21 protein-coding genes are annotated in these 23,320 nt (G+C 70.8%); 16 read left to right on the top strand and 5 right to left on the bottom strand.

Annotated elements, in window-relative coordinates:
* The first annotated feature begins 21 nt into the window (after positions 1–21).
* Positions 22–1,017 carry a LacI family DNA-binding transcriptional regulator gene (locus OWR29_RS41640; protein WP_267569122.1) on the top strand — a complete coding sequence of 332 codons (996 nt, stop codon included), beginning with the start codon at positions 22–24 and terminating at the stop codon, positions 1,015–1,017.
* Between the two features lie 99 nt (positions 1,018–1,116).
* Entirely contained in the window at positions 1,117–1,593 is a 477-nt protein-coding gene (locus OWR29_RS41635) for a hypothetical protein (protein ID WP_267569121.1), read from the top strand.
* Positions 1,594–1,756: 163 nt separating this feature from the next.
* On the opposite strand, the gene OWR29_RS41630 is transcribed toward OWR29_RS41635, so the two are convergent.
* Entirely contained in the window at positions 1,757–2,068 is a 312-nt protein-coding gene (locus OWR29_RS41630) for a hypothetical protein (RefSeq protein ID WP_267569120.1), read from the bottom strand.
* Positions 2,069–3,282: 1,214 nt separating this feature from the next.
* Between OWR29_RS41630 and OWR29_RS41625 the strand changes: the two genes are divergently transcribed.
* From OWR29_RS41625 to OWR29_RS41595, 7 genes are all read left to right on the top strand, one after another.
* Positions 3,283–4,641 (top strand): HlyD family efflux transporter periplasmic adaptor subunit, encoded by a 1,359-nt coding sequence (locus OWR29_RS41625; RefSeq protein ID WP_267569119.1) that lies wholly within the window; start codon positions 3,283–3,285, stop codon positions 4,639–4,641.
* A gap of 70 nt (positions 4,642–4,711) precedes the next feature.
* The gene (locus OWR29_RS41620; protein ID WP_438872717.1) at positions 4,712–5,428 is read left to right on the top strand and encodes a response regulator transcription factor; all 717 of its coding nucleotides are present in this window, start codon (positions 4,712–4,714) and stop codon (positions 5,426–5,428) included.
* Position 5,429: 1 nt separating this feature from the next.
* Entirely contained in the window at positions 5,430–6,935 is a 1,506-nt protein-coding gene (locus OWR29_RS41615; protein WP_267569118.1) for a sensor histidine kinase, read from the top strand.
* Between the two features lie 57 nt (positions 6,936–6,992).
* A complete protein-coding gene (locus tag OWR29_RS41610; RefSeq protein ID WP_267569117.1) occupies positions 6,993–8,144 on the top strand; it encodes an efflux RND transporter periplasmic adaptor subunit in 1,152 nt (383 codons plus the stop codon).
* Positions 8,141–8,839 carry an ABC transporter ATP-binding protein gene (locus OWR29_RS41605; RefSeq protein ID WP_267569116.1) on the top strand — a complete coding sequence of 233 codons (699 nt, stop codon included), beginning with the start codon at positions 8,141–8,143 and terminating at the stop codon, positions 8,837–8,839. The genes OWR29_RS41610 and OWR29_RS41605 overlap by 4 nt, the downstream gene beginning before the upstream one ends.
* Positions 8,836–10,011: an ABC transporter permease gene (locus OWR29_RS41600; protein WP_267569115.1), complete on the top strand. Its 1,176-nt coding sequence runs from the start codon at positions 8,836–8,838 to the stop codon at positions 10,009–10,011. Before OWR29_RS41605 ends, OWR29_RS41600 begins: the two co-directional genes overlap by 4 nt.
* Before the next feature lie 8 nt (positions 10,012–10,019).
* On the top strand, positions 10,020–10,490 hold the full coding sequence (locus tag OWR29_RS41595; protein WP_267569114.1) for a hypothetical protein: 471 nt from the start codon (positions 10,020–10,022) through the stop codon (positions 10,488–10,490).
* Between the two features lie 6 nt (positions 10,491–10,496).
* Here OWR29_RS41595 and OWR29_RS41590 read toward each other — a convergent pair whose 3' ends face one another.
* Complete coding sequence (locus OWR29_RS41590) at positions 10,497–11,342, bottom strand: hypothetical protein (protein WP_267569113.1); 846 nt, start codon at positions 11,340–11,342, stop codon at positions 10,497–10,499.
* Between the two features lie 283 nt (positions 11,343–11,625).
* Here OWR29_RS41590 and OWR29_RS41585 point away from each other — a divergent pair, with 283 nt between their 5' ends.
* Positions 11,626–12,837 (top strand): acetylxylan esterase family protein, encoded by a 1,212-nt coding sequence (locus tag OWR29_RS41585; protein WP_267569112.1) that lies wholly within the window; start codon positions 11,626–11,628, stop codon positions 12,835–12,837.
* A 43-nt stretch (positions 12,838–12,880) separates the two neighbouring features.
* Here the strand turns inward: OWR29_RS41585 and OWR29_RS41580 are convergent, their stop codons facing one another.
* On the bottom strand, positions 12,881–13,579 hold the full coding sequence (locus OWR29_RS41580) for a hypothetical protein (RefSeq protein ID WP_267569111.1): 699 nt from the start codon (positions 13,577–13,579) through the stop codon (positions 12,881–12,883).
* Between the two features lie 91 nt (positions 13,580–13,670).
* Between OWR29_RS41580 and OWR29_RS41575 the strand changes: the two genes are divergently transcribed.
* The 3 genes from OWR29_RS41575 to OWR29_RS41565 all read left to right on the top strand — a co-directional run bounded on the left by OWR29_RS41575 (position 13,671) and on the right by OWR29_RS41565 (position 17,040).
* Positions 13,671–13,829 carry a hypothetical protein gene (locus OWR29_RS41575; protein ID WP_267569110.1) on the top strand — a complete coding sequence of 53 codons (159 nt, stop codon included), beginning with the start codon at positions 13,671–13,673 and terminating at the stop codon, positions 13,827–13,829.
* A gap of 110 nt (positions 13,830–13,939) precedes the next feature.
* On the top strand, positions 13,940–16,612 hold the full coding sequence (locus OWR29_RS41570) for a helix-turn-helix transcriptional regulator (RefSeq protein WP_267569109.1): 2,673 nt from the start codon (positions 13,940–13,942) through the stop codon (positions 16,610–16,612).
* 170 nt (positions 16,613–16,782) lie between these two features.
* Positions 16,783–17,040 (top strand): hypothetical protein, encoded by a 258-nt coding sequence (locus OWR29_RS41565; protein ID WP_267569108.1) that lies wholly within the window; start codon positions 16,783–16,785, stop codon positions 17,038–17,040.
* A 59-nt stretch (positions 17,041–17,099) separates the two neighbouring features.
* Here the strand turns inward: OWR29_RS41565 and OWR29_RS41560 are convergent, their stop codons facing one another.
* Positions 17,100–18,101, bottom strand: a complete 1,002-nt coding sequence (locus OWR29_RS41560; RefSeq protein WP_267569107.1) for a TerC family protein — start codon at positions 18,099–18,101, stop codon at positions 17,100–17,102.
* A 547-nt stretch (positions 18,102–18,648) separates the two neighbouring features.
* On the opposite strand from OWR29_RS41560, the gene OWR29_RS41555 reads away from it, so the two are divergent.
* The 3 genes from OWR29_RS41555 to OWR29_RS41545 are packed head-to-tail and all read left to right on the top strand — an operon-like array spanning position 18,649 to position 21,468.
* The gene (locus tag OWR29_RS41555; protein WP_267569106.1) at positions 18,649–19,299 is read left to right on the top strand and encodes a GOLPH3/VPS74 family protein; all 651 of its coding nucleotides are present in this window, start codon (positions 18,649–18,651) and stop codon (positions 19,297–19,299) included.
* 34 nt (positions 19,300–19,333) lie between these two features.
* On the top strand, positions 19,334–20,869 hold the full coding sequence (locus OWR29_RS41550; RefSeq protein WP_267569105.1) for an APC family permease: 1,536 nt from the start codon (positions 19,334–19,336) through the stop codon (positions 20,867–20,869).
* Entirely contained in the window at positions 20,866–21,468 is a 603-nt protein-coding gene (locus OWR29_RS41545; protein ID WP_267569104.1) for a GNAT family N-acetyltransferase, read from the top strand. The genes OWR29_RS41550 and OWR29_RS41545 overlap by 4 nt, the downstream gene beginning before the upstream one ends.
* Positions 21,469–21,525: 57 nt before the next feature.
* On the opposite strand, the gene OWR29_RS41540 is transcribed toward OWR29_RS41545, so the two are convergent.
* Complete coding sequence (locus OWR29_RS41540) at positions 21,526–23,295, bottom strand: serine/threonine-protein kinase (RefSeq protein ID WP_267569103.1); 1,770 nt, start codon at positions 23,293–23,295, stop codon at positions 21,526–21,528.
* Between the last annotated feature and the right edge of the window lie 25 nt (positions 23,296–23,320).

The following is a 23,320-nucleotide window of genomic DNA, read 5'->3' as shown; positions in this document are numbered from 1 at the left end:
ACACGTGTAAGTTCGTATGTCATGGCCGACTCAACCACCAAGCGAGTCACCAGCGCGGACGTCGCCCGCCTGGCCGGAGTCTCCCGCGCCACGGTCAGCTACGTCCTCAACGACACGCCGCGGCAGACCATCTCGGCCGGCACCCGCGACCGGGTCCGCGAAGCCGCCGCCCGGCTCGGCTACTCGCCGTCGGCGGCCGCCCGCACCCTGCGCACCGGCCGCTCCGACGTGGTGCTGTGCCTGCTGCCCGACTGGCCGATCGGCCCCGAGGTCGGCTCCAACCTGGGCCACCTGTCGGCCGCGCTGGCCCGGCACGGGCTCACGCTGGTCGTGCACCCGGGCAACCGGGAGGACCGCCCGATGGCCGAACTGTGGAAGGCGATCACACCGGCCGCGGTCATCGCGTACACCGGGTTCTCCGACGCCGAGACGGCCGCCATGCGCTCGGCCGGGGTGACGCTGGTGCTGGCCCTGCCCCGCCGCGACCGGGGGCGTGAACTGGCCGTTCCGCAAGAGCTGGTCGGGCGCCGCCAGGCCGAGCACCTCGCCCAGGCCGGTCACACCACTTTGGGGTACGCGTATCCGGACGACCCACGTGTGCGGTTCTTCGCCGAGCCGCGGCTGGCCGGCGTCCGTGCCGCGTGCGCGGCCCGGCGCCTGCCCACACCGGTCGGGCTGACGGTCCCGCTCGATCCGTCGGCCGCTTCCGACGCCGTACGGCGGTGGCAGGCGACCGGGGTGACCGGGATCTGCGCCTACAACGACGAGGTGGCACTGGCCGTGCTCGCGGGCGCCCGCAAGGCCGGCGTGGTGGTGCCCAGCGACCTGGCGGTGATCGGCGTCGACGACATCGTGCCGGCCCGGCTGGCCGACCCGCCGCTGACCACGGTGACCACCGACCAGGCGGTCGTCGGCGCCCACCTGGCGGCCACGGTGGTGGCCGCGATGCAGGGCCGGGCCGCGCCGACGCTGCCCGCGGCCGACATCGTGCGCGTCGTTCCCAGGGAGTCGGCGTAAGGCTGACAACAAACCCACAGCGAGAGCACATGGGCGGCTCAGGCGGTCGGCGAAAGGTGAAGGGGTACCGAAAGCCCGCCGAAAAGGGGGATGAGCGGCATGCTCGTATCGCTGAACAGCAACACCGGTCACCGCGACTTCACCGCCACCGCGACCGACCTCCCGATCAACCCGGCGAGCCTGCCCGCCGTCGCCGCCGGCCCGCTGCCGGTCGTGGCCTACCTGGGCCACCCGGGCCGGGTGGCCGGCCTGCCGCAGCACCTGCCACCCGGCTGGACAGTGCGCCGGGCGGCAAGCCTGGACGACCTGAACCCCGACGAGATCGTCCTGGTGGCCGCCGCAACCGTTCGCGACGTCGAAGCGGCCCGAGACGCCCTGCCGACCCGGACGATGGTGGTGGCCCTGGTCGACGAGGAGGCCCCGGCCGAAATCGTCGCCGGCGTGCTGACGGCCGGCGCCGACGCCTGCGTGCGGGGCGGCCAGCCCGCCATCCTGGCCGGCCACCTGGTCGCCTGCCGCCGCCGCGACCGGGCCGGGCGCTGGGCCAAGCTGAACGAACAGGCTCGTCGCTACTGAGCTGTCTTCCTCGCGCCCATTTCTTGGGTGCTGGCCCGCTTTCCGGGTGCTGACCCGTGCCGCCCGTGAGGCGTGGGGGCCCGATCCCACGGGCGGCACGGAATCCGGGCCGCGCCGGCGTTGCCACCACGGGGGTCGCGGCAACGCCGACGCGGAGCTCTATCTACGCGGTCGGCGTGGCGCTCGCCGACGGCCGCAGCACCTTGCACGTCTCGACGGCCTTCTTGACCGCGGCATCGTCGCTGTTCACCTTGGACAGATCGGTGACGCCGTTCTCCTTGAGGCAGTTCTCGTAGGCGGCGTTCCGCCCGTCACCCCGATTGCCGTTGCCGCCACCCGGCCGCCCGGACGGCCGCAACGACGAGCACGCCGCCTGCGCCTTCTGCCAGGTAGCGTCGTCGACCCCTTCGGGCTTGCCACCGCCGGGAAAGCCGCCCCCGTTCCGGAATCCCGCACTACCCGACGGCCGCGGCATGCCGGACGGGAACCCCTCCCCGTCAGGACCACCTGACGGCCGCGTCCGAGGCCCACCCGACGGCATCGTGATCGTGACGCCGTTCTGCTTGAGACAGTCGGTGTACGCAGCGAACGCGTTGTTCCTACCGCCGTCCCCGCTCTCAGACGCGTCGGAGCTCCCGCCGCAGGCCGCGCTCAACACAACGACCGCCGAAGCCACGATCAGCCCCGCCGCCCGGCGATACGCCTTCGAACCGGCTCTGCTCACGGTGCCCTCTTCCCTCGGCTGCGGATGACGCCCCACACCCAAGCCGTCGCACCTCGCCGCCACATCGACGCAGCCTCGGAATCAGCTCGGAGCACCTGTGCCCAGCCTGTGCCGCCCAGATCAAGCCGTCCCGAGCTATGACGTCCACCCGGGCTACGTCTTCCGGAACCGGGTCCCGCGCGCAACAAATCCGCTTCTCACTCGGCTGTTTCGATCTTGAACAACAGGCCGACCCATCCCTAACCCCCTCCCTCCTCGGGGCGATGGGCGTTGAAGTTACGCGGCTGTCAAGCTCAGTGCGCTGAGTTGTCCACAGGGCCTGCACTCCGCGTACCGCAGCGTCCGGTTGCCACAGAACCGGCTTGCCCGTTGACGACCGCGCCTCGTTGGCACTCACTGCGGCGCCGCGCATGCTGCGGGTCTGCGGGATCGCCAGCACGAACTCGGGTCGTTTGGGGGCCACCTGCTGGTGGTCGGCCTGAACAGCACTACTCGCTCGCTGCGGCGCGGCTCGTGCTGTCGTCCGGCGGGAACGATTCCTCGCGCGGCCTTTGCTGCCGGTGTGCGTGGTCGTCGGCGCGGGCTTGGTCCGATTGCTGGTGGCTGGCCTGAACGGTGTTGTTGGCATCGCCTGTGCTGGGTGGCTGCGGGATCGCCGGCGCGAGCCTGGCCGAGTGGTGGTTGCTAGCGTGAACGGTGTTGTTGGCGTGGCCTGCTTCTATCCTGCGGAGTCGCCGGTGCGGGCCTAAGTCGACCTCATGTGCTGCCGGCTGGGGGGATTGCCGATGTGAGCCCGACCGTCTGCCGGCGAGCTGGGCGATCGGCTCACTCCAGTGGCGATCCGGCCGGTCTGTTGGCGGCGGCACAGAGGTGGGCGCGCAGTCACCGTCGGTGGGGTGGGCTCCTAGGGAACTTCGAGGTGGGATGGAGGCGGTGGGGAGGCTCGGGCGGGATGCTTTCGCGCCATGGGTGAAGCACTGGCCGGGCGGCGGCGCTGGATCTGGGGTGCGGCGGTGGTGGTCGTGCTCGCGCTGGTGGTGTTCGGGGTGGTGCGGGCGTTGACTGCGGACGCCGGGGAGAAACCGGATGCCGTGGAGACGGTGGCTGTGGACAAGGGTGCGGTGACTACTGAGGTGGCCACCACGGGCACTGTGCAGCCGGCGCAGACTCGCAGCCTCGGGTTCTCGGTGGCGGGGACCGTGGAGAGCGTCGCCGTGCGGGCTGGCAGCGTGGTTACGGCCGGGCAGGTGCTGGCGGCGGTTGACGACACTGATGCGGCCAAGGCTGTGGATGACGCCCAGGATGCCTTGGACGATGCGGAAGACGCTCTGGACGAGGCTCAGGACGCTGCGGCCGCGAGCCCGTCGGCCGGAGCCGGCACGAGTTGCGGCTCGGATGTGCTCGCGGCGGCTGCAACGACGGCCTCGCCCATCGCAGCTCTGACGAAGACGGCCGCGCCCACCGAGACAGCCGCGCCTACCAAGACAGCCGCGCCTACCAAGACAGCCGCGCCTACCAAGACAGCCGCGCCAACCAAGACGGCAGCGCCCACCAGAACAGCTACGCCCACGAAGACAGCGGCGCCGACAAGGACGGCCGCCCCGACGAACCATGCGGTCCCGACAAAGACGGCCGCGCCGGGCGGAGAAAGCGGGCGGACCGGCGCCGACGACAACAACCCGAGCTGCACCGCTAACGGCGGGCAGCAGGGTGAGCGGGGTGGTAGCGGCGGCGACGCGATTCTCAGTGCTGAGCAGCGGGTCACCCAGGCTCGCACCACGCTTGAGAACGCTGAGGACGCCCTGGCCGGGGCGACCATCAAGGCGCCGATCGCGGGTCGCGTCCTCACCGTCGGCGGCAAGGTCGGCAGCCAGGTCGGCGTTGGTAACAGCTTCATAACGCTGGCCGACATCTACGACATGCAGGTCAGCGCCCAGTTCCCCGAGGCCGATGCGGACCGGCTCGCCGTACGGCAGAAGGCCGTGGCCACCCTGGGCGATCGGCAACTGGCGGCCACCGTCGTTCAGGTCGATCCTGTCGGCACCAGCGACGGCACAATGGTCCGGTACGGCGTTCTGCTCGCGTTCGACAGGAAGCCCGAGGAGCTGCTGGTCGGCCAGAGCGCCTCGGTCCGGGTCACCACCGGCGCTAAGGATGAGGTGCTGCGCGTGCCCAGTTCGGCCGTCCATGACGTGGCCGGCGCCGACGGGGTCGTGCGCCGGAACGACGTACAGGTGAAAGTGAAGATCGGCCTGCGCGGGGACCAGTACACCGAGATCACCGGCGGTCTGCGGGAGGGTGACGAGGTCGTCCGATCCTGGTGAGGGGCAGTGATACAGCTGACTCCTCGCAACTTCATAGGCAATTCCTAGGCGGCGTTGATAGTTCTTCGGCGTGCTGACCGAAACTCGTACCGCCAAGGTGCTGGTCGTCGACGACGAGCCGAATATCTGCGCGCTGCTCAGCGCCACCCTGCGTCTCGTCGAGTTCGACGTTCGCGTGGCCGATTCCGGCCATCGCGCCCTGCTCGCTGCGGCCGAGTTCGAGCCCGACCTGATCGTGCTCGACGTCATGCTGCCCGACCTGGACGGCTTCGACGTGGCCAAGCGGCTGCGGGCCTCCGGCTCCCGCGTGCCCGTGCTGTTCCTGTCCGCGCGCGACGCCCTGGAAGACCGGCTCTCCGGCCTGTCCGCGGGCGCCGACGACTACGTCACCAAGCCGTTCAGCCTGGAAGAGGTGGTGCTGCGGATCCGGGCGATCCTGCGCCGCACCCAGCCCGGCCTGGACGCGCCGGAGGCGGCCGGGGTGCTGCGCTACGCCGACCTCGAGATGGACGAGGACGCGCACGAGGTGCGCCGCTCGGGCCGCGTCATCGACCTCTCGCCGACCGAGTTCAACCTGCTCAAATACCTGCTCACCAACGCCGGCCGGGTGGTCAGCAAGGCGCAGATTCTGGACCGGGTGTGGAAGTACGACTTCGGCGGCGACGGGCGGATCGTCGAGTCGTACGTCTACTACCTGCGCCGCAAGATCGACAAGCTGGACCCGCCGCTGATCCACACCGTCCGCGGCGTCGGGTACTCGCTGCGGCTGCCCCGCGGCGAGGACTGAGATGCGCCGCTGGAACCACTGGACCCTGCGCGCCCGCCTCGTGCTCGTGGTGGGCGTGCTCGCCGCGGTCGCGCTGATCTCGGCCAACGTCGCCGGGCTGCTGCTGATCCGCTCCTACCTGGGCGACCGCATCGACGACCAGCTGCGCGGCATGTCCCGGATGCTGTCCAAGCCGCCGCCGGAATACACGGTCTCGCGGGAGGCCAATGGCCTCCGCTACTCCCACTACGCCCATCCCGACGACTCCAACCCGTTGAAGAAGGTCGGCCCGGACCAGGTCATCTACCGGTGCGAGAGGGACGGGACGCTGATTCCGGGGCTGAGCTCGTCGGCCGATCTCGGGCGCCCGCCGATCCCGGTGTCGGACGACGTGGTGACCGGTGAGCCGTACACGGTCGAGGCGAGTGACGGCAGCGCGCAGTGGCGCATGATCGCGGTCGCCAACACGGCCGACGACGGTTTCACGGTGGCCGGGGTGTCGCTGGCCGAGGTGGACCAGACGACCGACCAGCTGCTGCTGATCGACCTGGGCGTGAGCGTGCTGGTGCTGGGCCTGCTCGGTCTGGGCGCGGCTTCGGTCGTACGGCTCGGTCTGCGCCCGTTGAACGCGATGGAACGCCTGGCCACGGACATCTCAGCGGGCAACCTGAGCGGCCGGGTGGCCGACACCGACCCGCACACGGAGCCGGGCCGGCTGGGGCTGGCGCTCAACTCGATGCTCGGGCGCATCGAGGCCGAGGTCGGGGCCCGTACGGCGTCCGAGCGCAGGATGCGTCAGTTCCTGGCCGATGCCTCGCACGAGCTGCGTACGCCGCTGACCTCCATCCGCGGCTTCGCCGAGCTGTACCGGCGGGGTGGGGTCACGCCCGGCCCGGCGCTCGACCGCATCGAGTCGGAGGCGGGCCGGATGAGCGTGCTGGTCGAGGACATGCTGATGCTGGCCCGGCTCGACCAGCAGCGCCCGCTGGCCCGCGGCCCGGTCGACCTGCTCGAGATCGCGGCCGACACCATCAGCGACGCGCACGCCCGCGCCCCCGAGCGCATCGTGCGGTTGGCCGGTCTGCGCGACGACGAGGAGACGTTCGAACCGGCCACCGTGCTGGGCGACGCGCACGCGTTGCGGCAGGTCGCGACGAACCTGGTGGCGAACGCGCTCCAGCACACGCCGAAGAACGCCCGGGTCACCGTACGCGTGGGAGTGCTGCCCGCCCGGTCGCCGAACCCGGGCAGTGTCGTCTCGGGGCCGGTGTCCGTCGCCGCCGGGGGCGAGGTGGCCGTGCTCGAGGTGAGCGACGACGGTCCCGGGATCGCCGCCGAGCACGCCCCGCGGGTCTTCGAACGGCTCTACCGCGCCGATTCCAGCCGGTTCCGCGGCAAGGGCGGCGGTTCCGGGCTGGGGCTGTCCATCGCCGCCGCGCTCGTGCAGGGCCACGGCGGGTGGATCGAGCTCGACCCGGCCACGGGCAGCGGAGCGACTTTCCGGGTGGTGCTGCCGGTCGCGCTCTGAGCTGGTTCCGAGGTTGCCCCGAAGCTCCTCCGAGCCCCGGCCGCCACAGTGTCCGGCATGCCTGCGCGCCTCACCCTGCGACGTCCCGCGGTGGCGGTCAACACCGCCCTCGGCGTCGTCCTGCTGGCCGGAGGTTTCTGGGCCTACCGGACCCTGACCGGCGACGACACCCCGGCCGCGGCCGCCTCCACCCGTACGGTCGCCGTCCAGCAGGGCACCGTCACCAAGACCGTGACCGCGGACGGGACGGTCGAGAGCTCGAGCACGGCCACGGCCAGCTTCGTGACGGGCGGGACGGTCACTTCGATTTCCGTACGGGTCGGTCAGAAGGTGGTGAAGGGGCAGGTGCTCGCCAAGGTCGATCCGGCCGAGGCGCAGCGCTCCCTCGACGCGGCCGGCGCCAACCTGGACGCGGCTCGCGACGCCGTCGACCGGGCCGAGGACGCCGATGCCGACACGTCGACAGCCGAGAACGAGGTCGAGAAGGCCCAGCTGGCCGTCGACGAGGCTGAGGCGGCCGTCGCCGGCACCGTCCTCAAGGCGCCGATGGCCGGCACGGTCACCGCCGTCAACGGCACGCTCGGCAGTTCCTCGGAATCCGGCGGCGGCAGTCAGGCCAGTCAGAGCGGCAGCAGCAGCACCGCCTCCTCCGAAGAGGGCTTTGTGGAGATCCAAGACCTGACCAAGATGCAGGTCACCGCCGACTTCGCCGAGGCCGACGCGACCAAGCTCAAAGAGAAGCAGGCGGCCACCATCACCTGGAACGCGCTCAACGGCACCTCGGCCACGGGCAAAGTCACCGCCATCGACCCCTCCGCGACGACGGCCAACGACGTAGTCACGTACGGCGTAGCGCTCTCCCTCGACAAGCTGCCGACCGGCGCCAAGGCCGGCCAGACGGTGAGCGTCGCCGTCACCACCGGCAGCGTCGCCGACACCTTGATGGTCAGCTCGGCCGCGATCACCACGGTCGGCGACCGGCACTCGGTGACGGTGCTGAACGGCGCGGCCGAAGAGGTGCGGCCGGTCGAGATCGGGCTCGAGGGCGACAGCGCCACCCAGATCACCTCGGGCCTGCAGGCGGGCGACCGGGTCGTGCTGCGAGCGACCGCGACGAACACCGGGCAGACCAACAACCGAGGCGGCTTCCCCGGAGGAGGCGGCTTCCAGGGCGGCGGCTTCCCGGGCGGCGGCGGTGGTCCGCGATGAGCCCGGTCCTGGACGTGCGTGATCTGACCAAGACGTACGGCGAAGGCGAAGCAACCGTGCACGCGTTGCGGGGCGTGTCGCTGACCGTGGAGCGGGGCGACTACGTGGCGATCATGGGCTCGTCCGGCTCCGGCAAGTCGACGCTGATGAACATCCTCGGGGCGCTCGACGTGCCGACCTCGGGCACGTACCGGCTCGACGGGGTGGACGTCAGCCGCCTCGCCGACCGGCAGCTCGCCCTGGCCCGGAACCGGCTGATCGGCTTCATCTTCCAGGCGTTCAATCTCATCCCGCGGACCAGTGCACTGGCCAATGTGGAGCTTCCTCTCGCGTACGCGGGAATCAAGCCCAGGCAACGTCGGCGCCGAGCCCTCGCCGCTCTCGACGTCGTCGGGCTCGCGGAGCGGGCCCGGCACGAGCCGAACCAGCTCTCCGGCGGCCAGCAGCAACGCGTGGCCGTGGCCCGCGCGCTGGTCACCGAGCCGGCGCTGCTGCTGGCCGACGAGCCCACCGGCAACCTGGACACCCGCTCCACCGAGGACGTGCTGACCGTCTTCGACCAGCTCAACGCGGCCGGCCGCACCATCGTGATCATCACCCACGAACCGGAGGTCGGCGCCCGCGCCAAGCGGCTGATCCGGCTGGTCGACGGGCAGATCGTGCACGACGTCCGCCAGGCCCCGGTGTTCGCATGAGCTTCGGCGAGGTCGTCCGGTTCGCGCTGCGCGGGCTGTCGGCCAACAAGCTGCGCTCGTCGCTGACCATGCTCGGCATCCTGATCGGCGTGGCCGCGGTGATCCTGCTGGTCGCGGTGGGCAACGGCTCGGCCCAGGCGATCAGCGACCGGATCGAGGCGCTGGGCACTAACACGATCACCGTCATGAGCACCAGCCGGAACAGTTCCACACTGACCAAGCCGATGGCCGACGCCCTGGTCGACCCGGTGCTCGCGCCCGACGTGAAGTCGGTGTCGCCGGTGGTCAGCGCGTCGGCCACGGTCACCTACGAGGGCTCCGACCACGAGGTCAACAGCTTCGTGGGTACGACTCCCGGGTGGTTCACCGCGTCGAACACCCCGGTCGGCCGGGGCGCCGCGTTCACCGCCGACGACGAGGCGCAGGGCCGGCGCGTCGTGGTGATCGGCTCGACTGTGGCCGAGGAGCTGTTCCCCGGCGCCGACCCGATCGACCGGCAGGTCACCGTCGGGGGAGCGCTGTTCACCGTGGTCGGCGTGCTCGACGCGAAGAGCTCGACCGGTTTCCAGGACGCCAACGACACCGCCGTGGCCCCGCTGACCGCCGTGCGGCAGGTGCTCACCGGATACGGTCCGCTCACCTCGATCCTCGTCGAGGCGTCATCGCCTTCGCTCGTCGACGCCGTGGAGTCGCAGGTGTCGACGGTGCTCACCTCGCATGGGGCCACCGAATCCGACTACCGGATCCAGAACGCCTCCCAGCTGCTGGAGACGCAGACCGAGACCGCCGACACGTTCACCACCCTGCTCGGCGCGGTGGCCGCGATCAGCCTGCTCGTCGGCGGCATCGGCATCACCAACATCATGCTGGTCACGGTGACCGAACGAACCCGCGAGATCGGCATCCGCAAGGCGCTCGGCGCACCCCGCCGCACGGTCCTGACCCAGTTCCTGATCGAGGCCACCCTGCTCAGCGTCATCGGCGGCCTGCTCGGCGTCGCGGCCGCCCTGATCGGCAGCCGCTTCGAGATCGCCGGCGTCCACCCGGTGATCGTGCCCAGCTCGGTCGGCCTGGCCCTCGGCGTCTCCGTCGCGATCGGCCTGTTCTTCGGCGGCCTCCCCGCCGCCCGGGCCGCTCGCCTACGCCCCATCGACGCCCTCCGCTACGAGTGAGGACCCCCGTGACTGACGACACCGCCGTGCTCGACACCAGCCTGGCCGCCGAACTGGCGAAGGCTGCTCCCCGCCGCTGGTGGAACCGGGGGACTGTGGTCCTGGCCGCGATCACCCTGCTGGTCGGCGGTTTCGTGGGCGGCCTCCAAGCCCAAGAGAATTGGGGTACGCCGGACACGTCCACAGCCCGCCCGGGGGCCAACTTCGGCGGCCAGAACAGGGCCGGCTACGGCCTCCCCGCCAGCAGTCAACCCGCAGCCGCCACGACCGGAAAGGTCAAGCTGGTCAACGGCACCACGATTTACATCGAGACTTCCGACGGCTCAGTGGTAACGGTCAAGACCGACGGAAAGACAACCGTCTCCACCGCGTCGAAGAGCAAGCTCACCGACGTCAAAGCCGGCCAATCAGTCACGATCCAGGGCACCACAGCCGCCGACGGCACAGTCACCGCAACCACAGTGACCGCAACGAAATAGCACCCGTCAAACCCCGAGCAACGACCGTTCCCGGAACCGCTCGGTGACATCCTCGCTCCGCACGCGCAGAGCCGCCTCCAGGTCCACCCGTACGTCCTTCGAGACGACTTCCGTCCCCGTGCCAAAGGTGACCGGCGCGCCCGACAAGGGACTGACGAGGTGCCCGGCATCCCGGTGGAAACGCTTGAGGTCGAGCTCGGCCTGGCACACGTCGAAGAACCGAGCCCGCAAGACCTTCACGACACTGGCCCCGCCGCGCAGGTGCGCCCGAACCCGCCGGTCGTCACCGACGCCGAACTTGAGAAGCCGGCCGTGCTCCACAAGATAGAGCAGATAGGGGTCGTCACGACGGGCCCGCGCGCTACGCGACCCCGGCGGCGGCGGGCAGGTGACACATTCGAGCCGGCGCTCCCGCGGCCTGAGCTTCTGCAGTGTGCCGCACTCATCATGAGTGCCCCACGTGCCGTGCGACCGCGACTCCTGCCGCCCGGAACCCCACGGCATCCCGTAGAGGTCCATCGCGTGCAGCGTCCATCCATCCCGCCGGTACAACCGCGCCTCGTCCTCCACCGCGCGGCTGTTCAGGAACGCCGCCGCATCGCCGAACAGATTCGATGGGCGGGCCAGACCAGCGCGAAACTCGGCGAACGCGCGGCGATCGGCCGCCGGGGCGAATCCGTCGACAAGCAGAGACGCCCCACGACCCAGGTGGAGCATGTCGGTACGTTCGTCCGGGCAGACGTGGCAGCGGGTGCGCCAGCCGCGCGCGCAAGCCCGCACCCGAGCGCAGCGCCGGCAGCGGTGGAACTCGATCGCCACGTCGGTGTCGCCGGGCAGGTCGACGATCTCCATGCTCTCGTCGACGAGATCGGCGCAGGCCCGGCAGCTGAAGTGCCAGGCGATGTCCGGTCCGCGCAGACCGCCGGCCCGGCCGCGGGGCAACGGTCGAAGGCAGTTCCCGCAGCAGATCCCACTCATCAGTCCGGCAACCTTCCAAGCCTCGGCAGCGCAAGTGCACCGACTATCGGTCGTCGCGCCGGTCACCTGAGTTGATCGGCGGGTGGGGGCAGCACCACTGCGGATTCGGGGGCAGGCCGGGCTGATTCGGCGGTGGGGGATGCCTAGCGTCGAGCGCATGAGGAAACTGCTGAGTTTGGGCATCGCGGGGGCGCTCATCGCATCCTCGCTCGTGGTGGCCGTAACACCGGCCACGGCGGCATCGGGACGGTTGGTCTCGGTGACCGCTCTGCGCACCTATCCGACCTGGGGTGACGTCGACGCCGCTCTGGCCGCCGACAAGTTCGATCCGGGAACCGACCGCTTCGGCGTACGGACGTACCGGCTCGTCTATCGGACTACCGACGCCACCGGGAAGCCGACGACGGCCAGCGGGCTGGTCGCGCTTCCGATCAACGGCTGGCGATGGCTTCGTACGGTGTCGTTCGGGCACGGCACCGAGATCTTCAAGGGTGACGCTCCTTCCACTTCGGACGACATCTTCGTGATCGGGCCGGCTCTCACGTTCGCGTCGGCCGGCTTCGCGGCGGTGGCGCCCGACTACGTGGGTCTCGGGGTGGGGCCCGGACCGCACCCGTGGATGGACGTGCCGTCCGAGACCACGGCATCGCTCGATCTGCTTCGGGCGGCTCGTGACTTCACTCGTACGCAGGGAAAGCAGTTGACCCGCGACGTCTACGCGTCGGGCTTCTCGCAGGGCGCCTCGACCGCTCTCGGACTGGCCCGGGCGTTGCAGTCGGGAGCCGACCCGTGGTTCCGGGCGGCCGCGGTCGCCCCGATCAGCGGCGCGTACGACTTCCGGCGCGCGGAGATCCCGGCGTTGTTCACCTCGGAGGTGCACCCGGTTCTGGCTAGCGCGTACACCTCGTACCTGCTGGTCGCCTTCGACCGCCTGCACGACATCTATCCCACGCCCGGCTACGTATTCCGTAAGCCGTACGTTGGTCTGGCCGGGCTTTTCGACGGCAACCACACCGGCGAGGAAGTGCTCGGCGCGCTGCCGGCCACGATCGACGACCTGCTCACGCCGCAAGGCAAGGCGCTGCTGCTGCACCCGACCGGCCGTTTCGCCGAGGCGCTGGCCGAGGCGGACAGCGTCTGCACCAATTGGACGCCGCGGATGCCGGTGCGGCTCTACTACAGCCCCGGCGACGAGCAGGCGGTGAACGCCAACACCGACCACTGCCACACGGCGCTGGCCGCCCGCGGCGTCCGGGCCCCGACGGTCGATCTCGGGGTGAACACCGCCTACAACGGCTTCGTCCACGAGGGCTCCGAGGTGCTGGGCGTCCCCGCCGCGACCCGGTGGTTCGCCGAGCTGAGCAAATAGAAGATGCCCCGGCCGCTGAACCCGGCGGCCGGGGCAACAAAAGTCAGTGCACCGGGGCTTTGAGCTGGGCGGCCACGCGTTTGACGGCGTCGGCCAGGTCGGGGAGCTGGCGGTTGGCCACCGAGCCGGCCCGGACGTTGGCTGTGATCAGGGCGCTCTGCGCGGTCAGGGCCGGGGTGCCGGTGGCCTTGCCGATGTCGTGGTTCCAGATGTCGTCGACGCAGCCTCGCACCTGCTTGGCGATCTCGGCCGACAGCCACTTCTTGTCGTCGTTGGTCAGTGCCACTTCGATGTCCTCCAGATGCCAGGAGGCCGTCGAGGCCTCTCGTTGCGGGTCGTAGTCGGCGGAGAAGTGCGCGTGCCCGGTGTGCGGGTCTTTTCCGTCGTACGGGTTCTGCCTCCAGCCGTCCGAGGCCGACCAGATGCGGCGGTTGAAGATGATGTAGCGCAGCCGGGCCTCGGCGCCCGAGCGGCAGCGGCCCAGCAGCAGCTGCACGACCGTCTCCATGCTCGCGCCGGGCAGGCGCAGGCCGGCGTCGATGTCGAGGGCGTGCACCTCGTTGCGGTCGTCGGCGTCCTTGTGCCGCAGATGCTTCGACTGCTCGTCGGGGGTGTGGTCGGACGTCGAGTCGTGGTTCTCGTCGCCGATCGTGCCTTCCTCGCTTTTCTCGCGGTGCGGGGCGAGCTCGTCGAACTCCGTCCGCAACCGCAGCAGGCAGGGCACCACAATCCAGTCCGCCATGGGTCACCTCGCGTGTGGTTTCTCGTCGGGTCAGTGCTGAAGGGCCCGCGCGGACCTCCCGGATACGTCGCCTCGCTGACACAATGCGGGCATGGATGAAGTGAAGAGCGAAGAGCAGGGCTTGAACCGGCGCGCGTTCTTCGGCCGGGCTCTGCTGCTGGCGGGCGGCGCGGCCACCGTGCTCACCCTGTCCGGCTGCCCGGGCGGCGACGGCGATGACGACGACGATGACGGCGGGGACGACGACTAGGGCCGGGACCATCCCCGCGGTGATAGGTAACTGTTGGCATATGTGAATCTATTGATAGGTGTGTCTGTCACTTCCTAGGCTGAGGCCGATTCAGACCTAGGAGTGGCAGCATGCACGGTCGCGACGATCTGCTGGCGACTATCGAGGGCCGCCTGGTCACCGGGGGCGGCGTGGCCCTGCACGGGCCGGCCGGCATCGGCAAGACGGTGCTGCTCGAGGCGGCCGCTTCGGCCGCGGCGGCGCGCGGCGAGTTCGTCGTCTGGTTGCGCCCGGTGCGTAGCGAGAGGCTTATCGCGTACGCGGGAATCAGCGACCTTCTCACCCAGCTGCAACCGTCGTCGCGCCGCGTGCGGCGTCCGGGCCGTCTGGTGCTGCCGGCGCTGCTCGAACACCTCGCGCAGGCGCGGCCTGTCCTGCTCGTGCTGGACGACTGCCAGTGGCTGGACGCCGAGTCGGCCGAGCTGATCGCGTTCGCCATGCGGCGTCGTCCGGGTTCCCGCGTACGCGTGATAGCCGCGCAGCGGCATCCGGGCCCCGCGGCTCGCCGGCGCGCCACCCGCCTCTGCCCGGCGCCCGCCCTCGAGCTCGAGGTCCCGCCGCTGGCCGCCGACGACCTCACGGAACTGCTCGAGGCGCGCGGCCTGCCGTGCCGGGTGGCCAGCCGGATGCACGAGGTCAGCGCGGGCAACCCGTTCCTGGCCATCGCCCTGGGCGAGGCGCTGCCGCCCGGCCCGGCCTGGCGTCCGTCGCCGCTGCCCGAGCCGGCCCGTGAGCTGCTGCGTGACCGGCTCACCGCCCTGCCCGCCGAGACCCGGGGCACCTTGCTCGTGGCCGCGCTGGCCGCCGAGCCCACCGTGTCCCTGCTGCTGCGGGCGGGCCGCGAGGACGCCGTACGCGATCTGCGCCTTGCCGCCGCGGCCGGCGCGGTAGTGGTCGACGGCGAGCAGATCCGTTTCACGCCGCCCCTGCTGGCCACCGTGATCGCCGAGGACGCGCCGGCCGCCGACCGCACCGAGGCCCACACCGCGCTCGCCGCCGGCGCCGTCGACGAGATCGAGGCGCTGCGGCACCGGGCCCTGTGCAGCTCGGTGCCGGACGCGGCGGTCGCCCGTTCGCTGGCCGCCGCCGCCCAGCGCTGTGCCGCGCGGGGCGCGAGCCGCACCGCCGCCGAGCTGTTCCTGCTGGCCGCCGACCGCTGCCCGCACACGTGCACCGCCCACCGCCTCGACTGGCTGGTCGCCGCGGCCCGCAGCGGTCTCAGCGCGGGCTCGGCCGCCCTGGCCGGACGCGCGGCCGAGGCGGTGCTGGCGTCGGACGCCCCGGCCGGGCACCGGGTGCGGGCCCGGCTGGTGCTGATCGACCTGGCCGGGCAGGGCCTGGCCGAGATGGGGGAGATGGTCGCGGCCGCGCTCGAGGAGGCCGGCGACGACCCGGCCCTGTCGGCCCCGGTGCGGTTGCGGGTCACCTGGGCGTCTCTGCTCGCCGGCGACCCGGACCGGGCCGCGGACGAGGCGGCTCGGACGGCGCTGGCCGCCCGCCGGGCCGGCGACCCGACCACCGAGGCGATGGCGCTGAGCGTGCTGGCCCAGATCGAGCGGCTGTGCGGCGACCCCGGCTGGTCCGACACGTTGACCGAGGCGCTGGTGCTGCCGGCCACGCCCGCGCCCGACTGGCTGCACTACGGCCCGCTGTACGTCGCGGCCCGCTTCGCCATGATGGACGATAGGCTCGACGAGGCCCGGGCCACCCTGCTCAGCCTGCTCGCCGTGGCCGGCCGCGACCGGGTCGGCGAGGCCCGGGTGTGCGTGCTGCGCAGCCTGTCCGAGGTGGCCACCCGGGCCGGGCGCTGCCGGGAAGCGCTCAACTACGCCCACCAGGCCGTGCGGGCCGCGCAGCGGGCGGGGCTCAGCCCCGGCCCCACCTGCTACACGGCCGCCATCGCCGAGCTGGCCGGGGGCAGCCTGGCCGCCGCGGCCGGGTTCGCCCGCCGGGGTGTGCGGGCCTCCGAGCAGGAGGGCGACACCCTCTATCTGCGGCGCAACCTGCACGCGCTGGGCCAGGCCGAGCTGCGGGCGGGCCGGGCCCGGGACGGGGTGGCGGCGCTGCGCCGGCTGCGCGACCTGGAGTCCGGCTCGGGCGGCGGCGACCCGATGATCGTGCGCTGGCACGGCGACCTGGCGGGCGGGCTGGCCGCGCTGGGCGAGCACGCCGAGGCGGCCGTCACCCTGGCCGCCGCGCGGGCCGCGGCCGAGCGGCTGGGCGACAACCCGGGGCTGATCGGCTATCTGGACCGGGCCGCCGCGGTCGTGCTCTCCGAGAGCGGGCACGCCGATTCGGCCGTGCAGCTCTCGGCGTCCGCGGCTCAGCACTTCGAGCAACTGCACCAGCCCATCGAGCAGGCCCACGCGCTGCTGGTGCAGGGCAGCGCCGAGCGGCGACGGCGCCGGTACGCGGCGGCCCGGCTGGCCATCGGCGCCGCGCTGGCCATCTTCCTGGCGGCCGACGCCAAGCCGTGGGCCGAGCAGACCGAGCGGGCCCTGGCCGGCGCCTCGGCGGCCGGCACCACCCCGGTCGATCTGGGGCTGACCTCGACCGAGCTGCGCATCGCGGCGCTGGTGCGTGACGGCGCCAGCAACCGGGAGATCGCCGTCCGGCTCTACTTGAGCGTGAAGACGGTCGAGGCCACGCTGACCCGGATCTACCGCAAGCTCGGGGTGCGCTCGCGGACGCAACTGTCTTCTCGCCTGACGACAGTGGTGTCCGAAGTCACTAAGAGTGCCTGACCAGCCACGACGCCACGGACAGTGATCCCGGCTACAGGAATCCGGTGGCCCCCGTCACGCCCGTATCCCACTGTTTACCTGCGCGATTTGGGGATGAAGCGTCGCTCCTGGAACGTTGTAGAAGAAGGCGACGAGGCCTATCGCCATCACTATCCGTTAAGGAGACGGCCATGCAGTTCACGACCAAGCTTCGCGACGCCCGCACGGCGCTGGCGAACCGCCGCACCATGCGCGTCGCCAACCGCCGGCTCGCCGACGAGCTCGCGTCGTTCCGCACCACCTCCGAGCGCGCCGAGCTCGACCAGCTCCTCTCCCGCCACAGCAACGAGGAGACCGAGGTCATCCGGGAGATCCTCTACCGGCAGGACGCCGCTCGCCTGCAGAGCGCCAACCGCCAGACCGCCGGAATGGGCGGCTACCTGGGCTGACGCCCGCACCACCAAAAAAGCCGGCCGGGGCAGACCCGGCCGACTTCTTCGTCTGCGGATCAGCGTCTCTGCCGCTCCTCCGACCGCCCTCGCAGGCTGCCGGCGTGCGCCTTGGTGTCCGGGTCCCGCTTGGACTTCATCAGGCTGGCGACCGTGGTGACGGCCAGGACGCCGATGATGACACCCAGCGACAGCGGCGTCGGGATCTCGGGCACCGAGGTGTTGATGTCGACGTGCAGCCAGTGCAGCACCAGCTTGACGCCGATGAAGGCCAGGATGACCGACAGCCCGGCGGACAGGTACACCAGACGGTCGAGCAGGCCCTTGACCAGGAAGAAGAGGGCACGCAGGCCGAGCAGCGCGAACGCGTTGGCCACGAAGACGATGTACGCCTCGTTGGTGACGCCGAAGACGGCCGGGATCGAGTCGAGCGCGAACAGCAGGTCGGAGCTGCCGATCGCGATCAGCACGATGAGCATCGGCGTGACGACCCGGCGGCCGTCCACCTTCGTGATCATCTTGCCGCCGATGTAGTCGTCGGTGACCGGCAGGACCCGGCGGCTGAACTTCACCAGGGCGTTGTCCTCGACGTCGGGATCCACATCGCGATGCCGGAACAGCTGGACGGCCGTGAAGATCAGGACCAGGCCGAAGATCAGGAACATGAACGAGAACAGGTTGAGCAGCGTCGCGCCGAGCGCGATGAAGATGACCCGCAGCACCAGCGCGATGATGATGCCGAAGGTCAGCACCTCCTGCTGATACTTCTCGGGCACGGCGAACGTGGCCATGATGATCACGAACACGAACAGGTTGTCGACGGACAGGCTCTTCTCGACGATGTAGCCGGCGAAGTACTCGGCGCCGAAGTCCCATCCGGCGACCTGGCCGAACACGACACCGAACGCGACGGCGACCGCGATGTAGAAGACCGACCAGACAGCCGCTTCGCGGAAGCCGACGGCGTGCGGCCGGAACACGCCGACGGCGAGATCGAGGGCGAGCAGGGCGACGATGACTCCGATGGTCAGCGTCCAGCCGAGCGCGGTGACCTCAAGCATGGGTGGGGAACCTCCGGGCGATAAGCGGGGCGGCAACCGATCAATCGTCCCCGCTTACCCTGGGAGATTGCTGAGCAATCCGCCGCCCACCTGCGACTTTACCGGCCGCTGACGCGGCTGCGGCCCTTTCGCGGCGCTCGCCCCGATTGCTCCCGGCGGTGACTACGCAGAGTGCAAGAGCGATCGGGAAGGCACTCTGCGTCATTGACGCTCAGGGTCATCGACGTTCCTCGACCGGGGTACGCCAAATGCATGGACAGGCGTCTATTAAAACGTTAACAGTCCTTTACGCGCCTTTTGATGGCTCGGCAAAGATGCAGGTCAGAGAGTTGATGCACGATGCATCGAAGCTCGTGCCACATCGGACTAAAACTTTGTCTGATGAGGACATTGCGCTCAGTTGACCACGCTGGCATGCTACGCGATGTCGTTCTGGGGGGCGCACACCGTAACGTTCGCTATAAGCCGCGAGCATCACTTTCGGTAATCACCTGGCGGGGAAGGCCGAAGTAACCCCTTGTGACACCGAACCGAGAGGAGACGTGCCGTGACCGCTTCGGCACAGCTACCCCTCGCCGATGATCTGTTCCTCACCGCCCATGACTCGGTCAAGGGCAAGTGCCTGCTCTCCCCGGCGACGCTGGGGCTGGGCATGGCGTCCGCCCTCATCGGCGAACTGGTGCTCTGGCGCCGGGTCGACGTCGTGGACGGCAAGATCCAGATCATCGACGACCGCCCGACCGGCGACCCCGCCGCCACCGCCGTGCTCGACCAGCTGCTGCGCGAGGGACATCATCGCGCCGTCCGCGACTGGATCTCGTTCCTGGCCACCGGCGTCGCCACCGACCTGGTCGAACGCCGCCTCGCCCGCTCCGCTCTCGTGCAGCGGCAGGAGAAGCGCGGCCTGTTCGGCTCCAAGGTCTCGTTCGTCCCGTCCGACACGATGATCGCCGGGTGGCCCGCCACCCGGATCCGCACGTTCATCGGCCGCGGCGAGCTGCTCGACATCCCCGACCTGGTCCTGGCCGGCCTGATCCTGGCCACCGGCCTCGACCAGCATGTCTTCCTCACCCTCGACGCGCGCGGCCGAGGACAGCTCTTCGACCAGCTCAAGCGCCGTCTCCCGGCCATGCTGCTCGAGCTGATCAGCCAGTCCGAGGCCGCGGTGGGCGACGCCGTGATGGCCCGTCGCGCCTGAGCCTCGCTCCACAACCCCCTTTCACAACCCCCTCATGGAGAGACGCGTGTCCTCGACCGCAACAAAACCCCCGCAGAGCCAGCTGTCCACAGCGCTGGCCAAGGACCGGCTCGGCGTCGCCGCGGTGGTCTTCTTCGTCATGTCCGCCGCCGCGCCGCTCACCGTCGTGGCCGGCGTCGTGCCCACCGGCATCGCCGTCACGGGCCTGACCAGCATCTCGATCGCGTTCGTGGCGGTCGCCGTGGTCCTCGCGATCTTCGCCGTGGGCTACGTCGCGATGGCCCGGCACATCGCCAACGCGGGCGCCTTCTACGCGTACATCTCGCAGGGCATCGGCCGCCCGCTGGGTGTCGGCGCGTCCTGGGTGGCGCTGCTGGCCTACAACATGTTCCAGATCGCGGCGTACGGCGGATTCGGGGCCATCGCCTCGCCGCTGTTCGACAAGTGGTTCGGGCTCGACATCCAGTGGTGGGTGCTGGCCTTGATCGTCTGGGCGCTGACCGCGGTGCTCGGCGTGCGCGACGTGGCCGTCAACGGCAAGGTGCTGGCCACCCTGCTGGTCGCCGAGATCGTCGTCGTCTTCGCGTTCAGCGTGGCCGACCTGTTCTCGCCCAACTTCACCGCGTCGTCGGCCCCGGTCGACGTGAGCAGCCTGGTCGGTTCGGGCTCGGGCGCGCTTCTGGCCATGGCCATCACCGGCTTCGTCGGGTTCGAGCAGTCGGTGGTGTTCAGCGAGGAGTCGCGCGACCCGCGGCGTACGGTGCCCCGGGCCACGTACATCGCGATCGCCCTCATCGCCGTGCTGTACGGCTTCGCGGCGTGGGCGATGATCTCGGCCGCCGGTGACGACGTCGTCGGCCGGGCCGGCAACGAGGGCCCCGACCTGTTCTTCAACGTCGCCTCCGACCAGCTCGGCGGCCGGGCCGTCGACCTCGGCTACGCGCTGTTCCTGACCTCGCTGATCGCCGCGATGATCTCGTTCCACAACATCATCGCCCGGTACATGTTCTCGCTCGGCCGCGAGGGCGTGCTGCCCCGCGCGTTCGGCCGCACCGTGCCCGGCACCGGCGCGCCCAAGAACGGCTCGCTCGTGCAGAGCGCCCTCGGCCTGCTGGTCATCGTCGTCTACGCCGTCGCCGGCTGGGACCCGCTGGTCAACCTGTTCTTCTGGGGCGGCAGCGGCGGCGGCATCGGGGTTCTGCTGCTGATCACGCTGACCTCGTTCGCGGTCATCGGCTACTTCCTCAAGCACCCCGAGGGCGAGGACTGGTGGCACCGGCTCGGCGCGCCGGTGCTCGGCTCGCTCCTGCTCATCGTGATGTCGTACCTGGCCCTGAGCAACATCGCGACGCTGTTCGGCGTCGAGGAGGGCAGCAAGCCGACCTGGGTCGTGCCGCTGGCCTTCGCCCTGCTGCTGGTGGCCGGCATCGCCTGGGCCCTGATCCTGCGCGGCAGCCGTCCCCAGGTGTACGCGGGCATCGGCCTCGGCGCCCGCAGCTCGACCGCCGCCGGCACCGGTGGGTTCACCGCCGCCCTCTCCAGCACCGACAACCCGAAGGACCACCTGTGACGTTCCCCCCGATCCGCCCCGCCCGTGACGAGGAGATCCCTGCCGTCGGGCACCTGATCAGCCACTCGTTCTTCCACCTCGACGCGAACGCCTACCTGGTGCCGCCGCTCGAGGACCGCCTCAAGGTGATGGCCGACTTCTTCACGCTGCTGACCGAGCACGCCCAGAAGTACGGCCGGGTCGACGTCATCGACCTGCCCGACGGCAGCGGCCTGGCCGCCACCGCCGTGTGGTTCGACTACACCAAGGACTCGCCCGACCCCGAGGCGTACGACGAGCGGCTGCGGGAGCTGGCCGGTGACTACATCGAGCGGTTCGTCGCCCTCGATCTGCTGTTCGAGAAGCACCACCCGCACGAGGCGCACTGGCACCTGGCCTTCCTGGCCGTGCACCCGGACCACCAGCACCACGGTCTGGGCGGTGAGCTGATGAAGCGCACGCACGACGAGCTCGAGGCGGCCGGGGTGCCGGCCTACCTCGAGGCGACCAACGAGAACAACGTGCGCCTCTACCGGCGTACCGGCTACGCCGACATGGACCCGTTCGAGATGCTGCTCCCCGACGGCACGCCGTTCTTCCGGATGTGGCGGGCCGTCTGATCTCCTGACGGGTCGACGAGGGGCGCGGCTACCGTCCGGCCGCGCCCCTCACCACCCTCACCAGCTGAACACCGGGCCGCGGGCCTTGCCTCCCGGTAGCAGCGGGCGCTGGGTGTACTCCCACGTCTGCACCAGCACCAGCTTGCGGCCGCGCGGCGGCTGCAGGTCGACCGGGCCGCAACTGTGCTTGAGCGCGAAGTCCGTGAACATCAAACCCTTGCAGGTGTACGGGCCGGCCAGCACATCGTCGCTGTCGGCGTCGCGCAGGGTCAGCGCCACGTCGGCCTGGACGCCGGGCATGGCCTCGATCTGGCCGATCACCTTTACATCGCCGCCCAGGGAGTGGCACGGCCGGGCCAGCACCGGATGCCCGAGATCCCAGTCGTACTGGTCGCCGCACCGCCACGGGCCGAACGTGGCCTCTACCTGAGCCTGACCCGGGCCGGCCGTCGCCCCCACGCCGACGCCGACGCCGGCCGGGGCCTTCTGTTCCGGGGGCCGGGTCGGCTGCGGAGCGGCGCTCGCCCCGTTCTTTCCGGCCGGCAATCCGGCGGGAAGTCCGGGTGGCATTTCGGCCGGTGCGCCGCCGGCGTTGCCGCTCACCGGCGGCGGAAGCGGCGCCACCGGCTTGCTCGTCGCGGCTTTGCTTGCGGTCGGGCCGATGGCGCCGTACGCCGTGACCGGAGCCGATACCTGCGGGGCCGCCGCGGCCGGGGTGTCGCCCGAGTCGAGCAGCTGCCACGCGTTGAAGCCGCCGAAGCCGGACAGCGCCACCGTCCCGGCCAGCAGCGCCACCATCGCCCACGGCCGCCGCCACATCCACGACCGCGGACCGTTGCGCGGGCGTTTGCGTGACGGTTCCCGGCGTACGGACGGGTGGGAGACCCCACGCAGGCCGATCTGCGCGGTGCCGCCGGTGACGACCGTGGCCTCGCCGCACGCCGGCAGCGCGGCCACCCCGGCGGTCTCGCGCGACAGCTCGCGCAGCGCGGCGCCCAGTTCGGCGGTGCTGGGGCGCTGATCCGGGTCTTTGGCGAGACACCACGCGATCAGCTCCCATGCGGCGTGCGGCATGCCGGCGGGTCGCTGAGGAGTCTCGTCCAGGTGACCCCGCAGAACGGCCAGAGGCTCCCCGGCGTACGGGGGAAGGCCCGTCAAAAGCTCGTAGAGCACGATGCCCGCGGAGTACACATCGGACGCGGGGACGGCCTCGCCCTGAATCGCCTCCGGGGCCATGTAGTGCGGCGTGCCGACGATGGCCTGCGGCGTGGTCAGGCCGGCCGTGTCGAGGACGCGCGCGATGCCGAAATCGGTGAGACGCACCTCGAGACGGCCGTCGTTCTCCTGCAGCAGGATGTTGTCGGGCTTGACGTCGCGATGCACGACACCCAGCTCATGCGCCTGAGCCAGCGCGGCGGCCACCTGAGCCAGCAGATCGGCCGCGTCGGCCGGCGCGAGCGTGCCCTCGGCGCGCAGGTGATTGCGCAGGCTGCCACCGGCCACATAGTCCATGACCAGCGCGAGAGAGCCGCCCGCGCTGAACAGGTCACGCACGCCGACGATGTTCTCGTGCCGCATCATCATCAGGATCGTGCGCTCCTGCACGAACCGGATGACCAGTTTCGGCTGCCGCAGCAACCCTTCGTGCAACAGCTTGACGGCGACGTCGGCTCCCGTGCTGCGGTCGATGCCGCGCCACACTGTCCCGGTGGCGCCGTGCCCGACGGGGCAGACGAGAACGTACGAGTTGCCGACCAGGCGCCCACTGAGGTCGGCGGTGGCCGCCTCGCCGCTGAGGCCGCCGGTCAGGGAGGGGATGGACTGCACGTGAAGTAGAAACCTTCCTATCGCA

The sequence above is a fragment of the Paractinoplanes pyxinae genome (assembly GCF_026626335.1).
Classification (GTDB): Bacteria; Actinomycetota; Actinomycetes; order Mycobacteriales; family Micromonosporaceae; genus Actinoplanes; species Actinoplanes pyxinae.
The sequence above is the reverse complement of the archived record's forward strand: the minus strand, read 5'-3'. Positions and strand labels throughout refer to the sequence as shown.

Excerpts from the sequence above, each read along its gene's own strand:
- OWR29_RS41610 (WP_267569117.1), top strand. The coding sequence starts at position 6,993 with ATGCCTGCGCGCCTCACCCTGCGACGTCCCGCGGTGGCGGTCAACACC.
- OWR29_RS41600 (WP_267569115.1), top strand. The coding sequence starts at position 8,836 with ATGAGCTTCGGCGAGGTCGTCCGGTTCGCGCTGCGCGGGCTGTCGGCC.
- OWR29_RS41630 (WP_267569120.1), bottom strand. The coding sequence starts at position 2,068 with ATGCCGCGGCCGTCGGGTAGTGCGGGATTCCGGAACGGGGGCGGCTTT.
- OWR29_RS41565 (WP_267569108.1), top strand. The coding sequence starts at position 16,783 with ATGCAGTTCACGACCAAGCTTCGCGACGCCCGCACGGCGCTGGCGAAC.
- OWR29_RS41570 (WP_267569109.1), top strand. The coding sequence starts at position 13,940 with ATGCACGGTCGCGACGATCTGCTGGCGACTATCGAGGGCCGCCTGGTC.
- OWR29_RS41550 (WP_267569105.1), top strand. The coding sequence starts at position 19,334 with ATGGAGAGACGCGTGTCCTCGACCGCAACAAAACCCCCGCAGAGCCAG.
- OWR29_RS41605 (WP_267569116.1), top strand. The coding sequence starts at position 8,141 with ATGAGCCCGGTCCTGGACGTGCGTGATCTGACCAAGACGTACGGCGAA.
- OWR29_RS41590 (WP_267569113.1), bottom strand. The coding sequence starts at position 11,342 with ATGGAGATCGTCGACCTGCCCGGCGACACCGACGTGGCGATCGAGTTC.
- OWR29_RS41640 (WP_267569122.1), top strand. The coding sequence starts at position 22 with ATGGCCGACTCAACCACCAAGCGAGTCACCAGCGCGGACGTCGCCCGC.
- OWR29_RS41615 (WP_267569118.1), top strand. The coding sequence starts at position 5,430 with ATGCGCCGCTGGAACCACTGGACCCTGCGCGCCCGCCTCGTGCTCGTG.
- OWR29_RS41635 (WP_267569121.1), top strand. The coding sequence starts at position 1,117 with ATGCTCGTATCGCTGAACAGCAACACCGGTCACCGCGACTTCACCGCC.
- OWR29_RS41580 (WP_267569111.1), bottom strand. The coding sequence starts at position 13,579 with ATGGCGGACTGGATTGTGGTGCCCTGCCTGCTGCGGTTGCGGACGGAG.
- OWR29_RS41625 (WP_267569119.1), top strand. The coding sequence starts at position 3,283 with ATGGGTGAAGCACTGGCCGGGCGGCGGCGCTGGATCTGGGGTGCGGCG.
- OWR29_RS41560 (WP_267569107.1), bottom strand. The coding sequence starts at position 18,101 with ATGCTTGAGGTCACCGCGCTCGGCTGGACGCTGACCATCGGAGTCATC.
- OWR29_RS41585 (WP_267569112.1), top strand. The coding sequence starts at position 11,626 with ATGAGGAAACTGCTGAGTTTGGGCATCGCGGGGGCGCTCATCGCATCC.
- OWR29_RS41575 (WP_267569110.1), top strand. The coding sequence starts at position 13,671 with ATGGATGAAGTGAAGAGCGAAGAGCAGGGCTTGAACCGGCGCGCGTTC.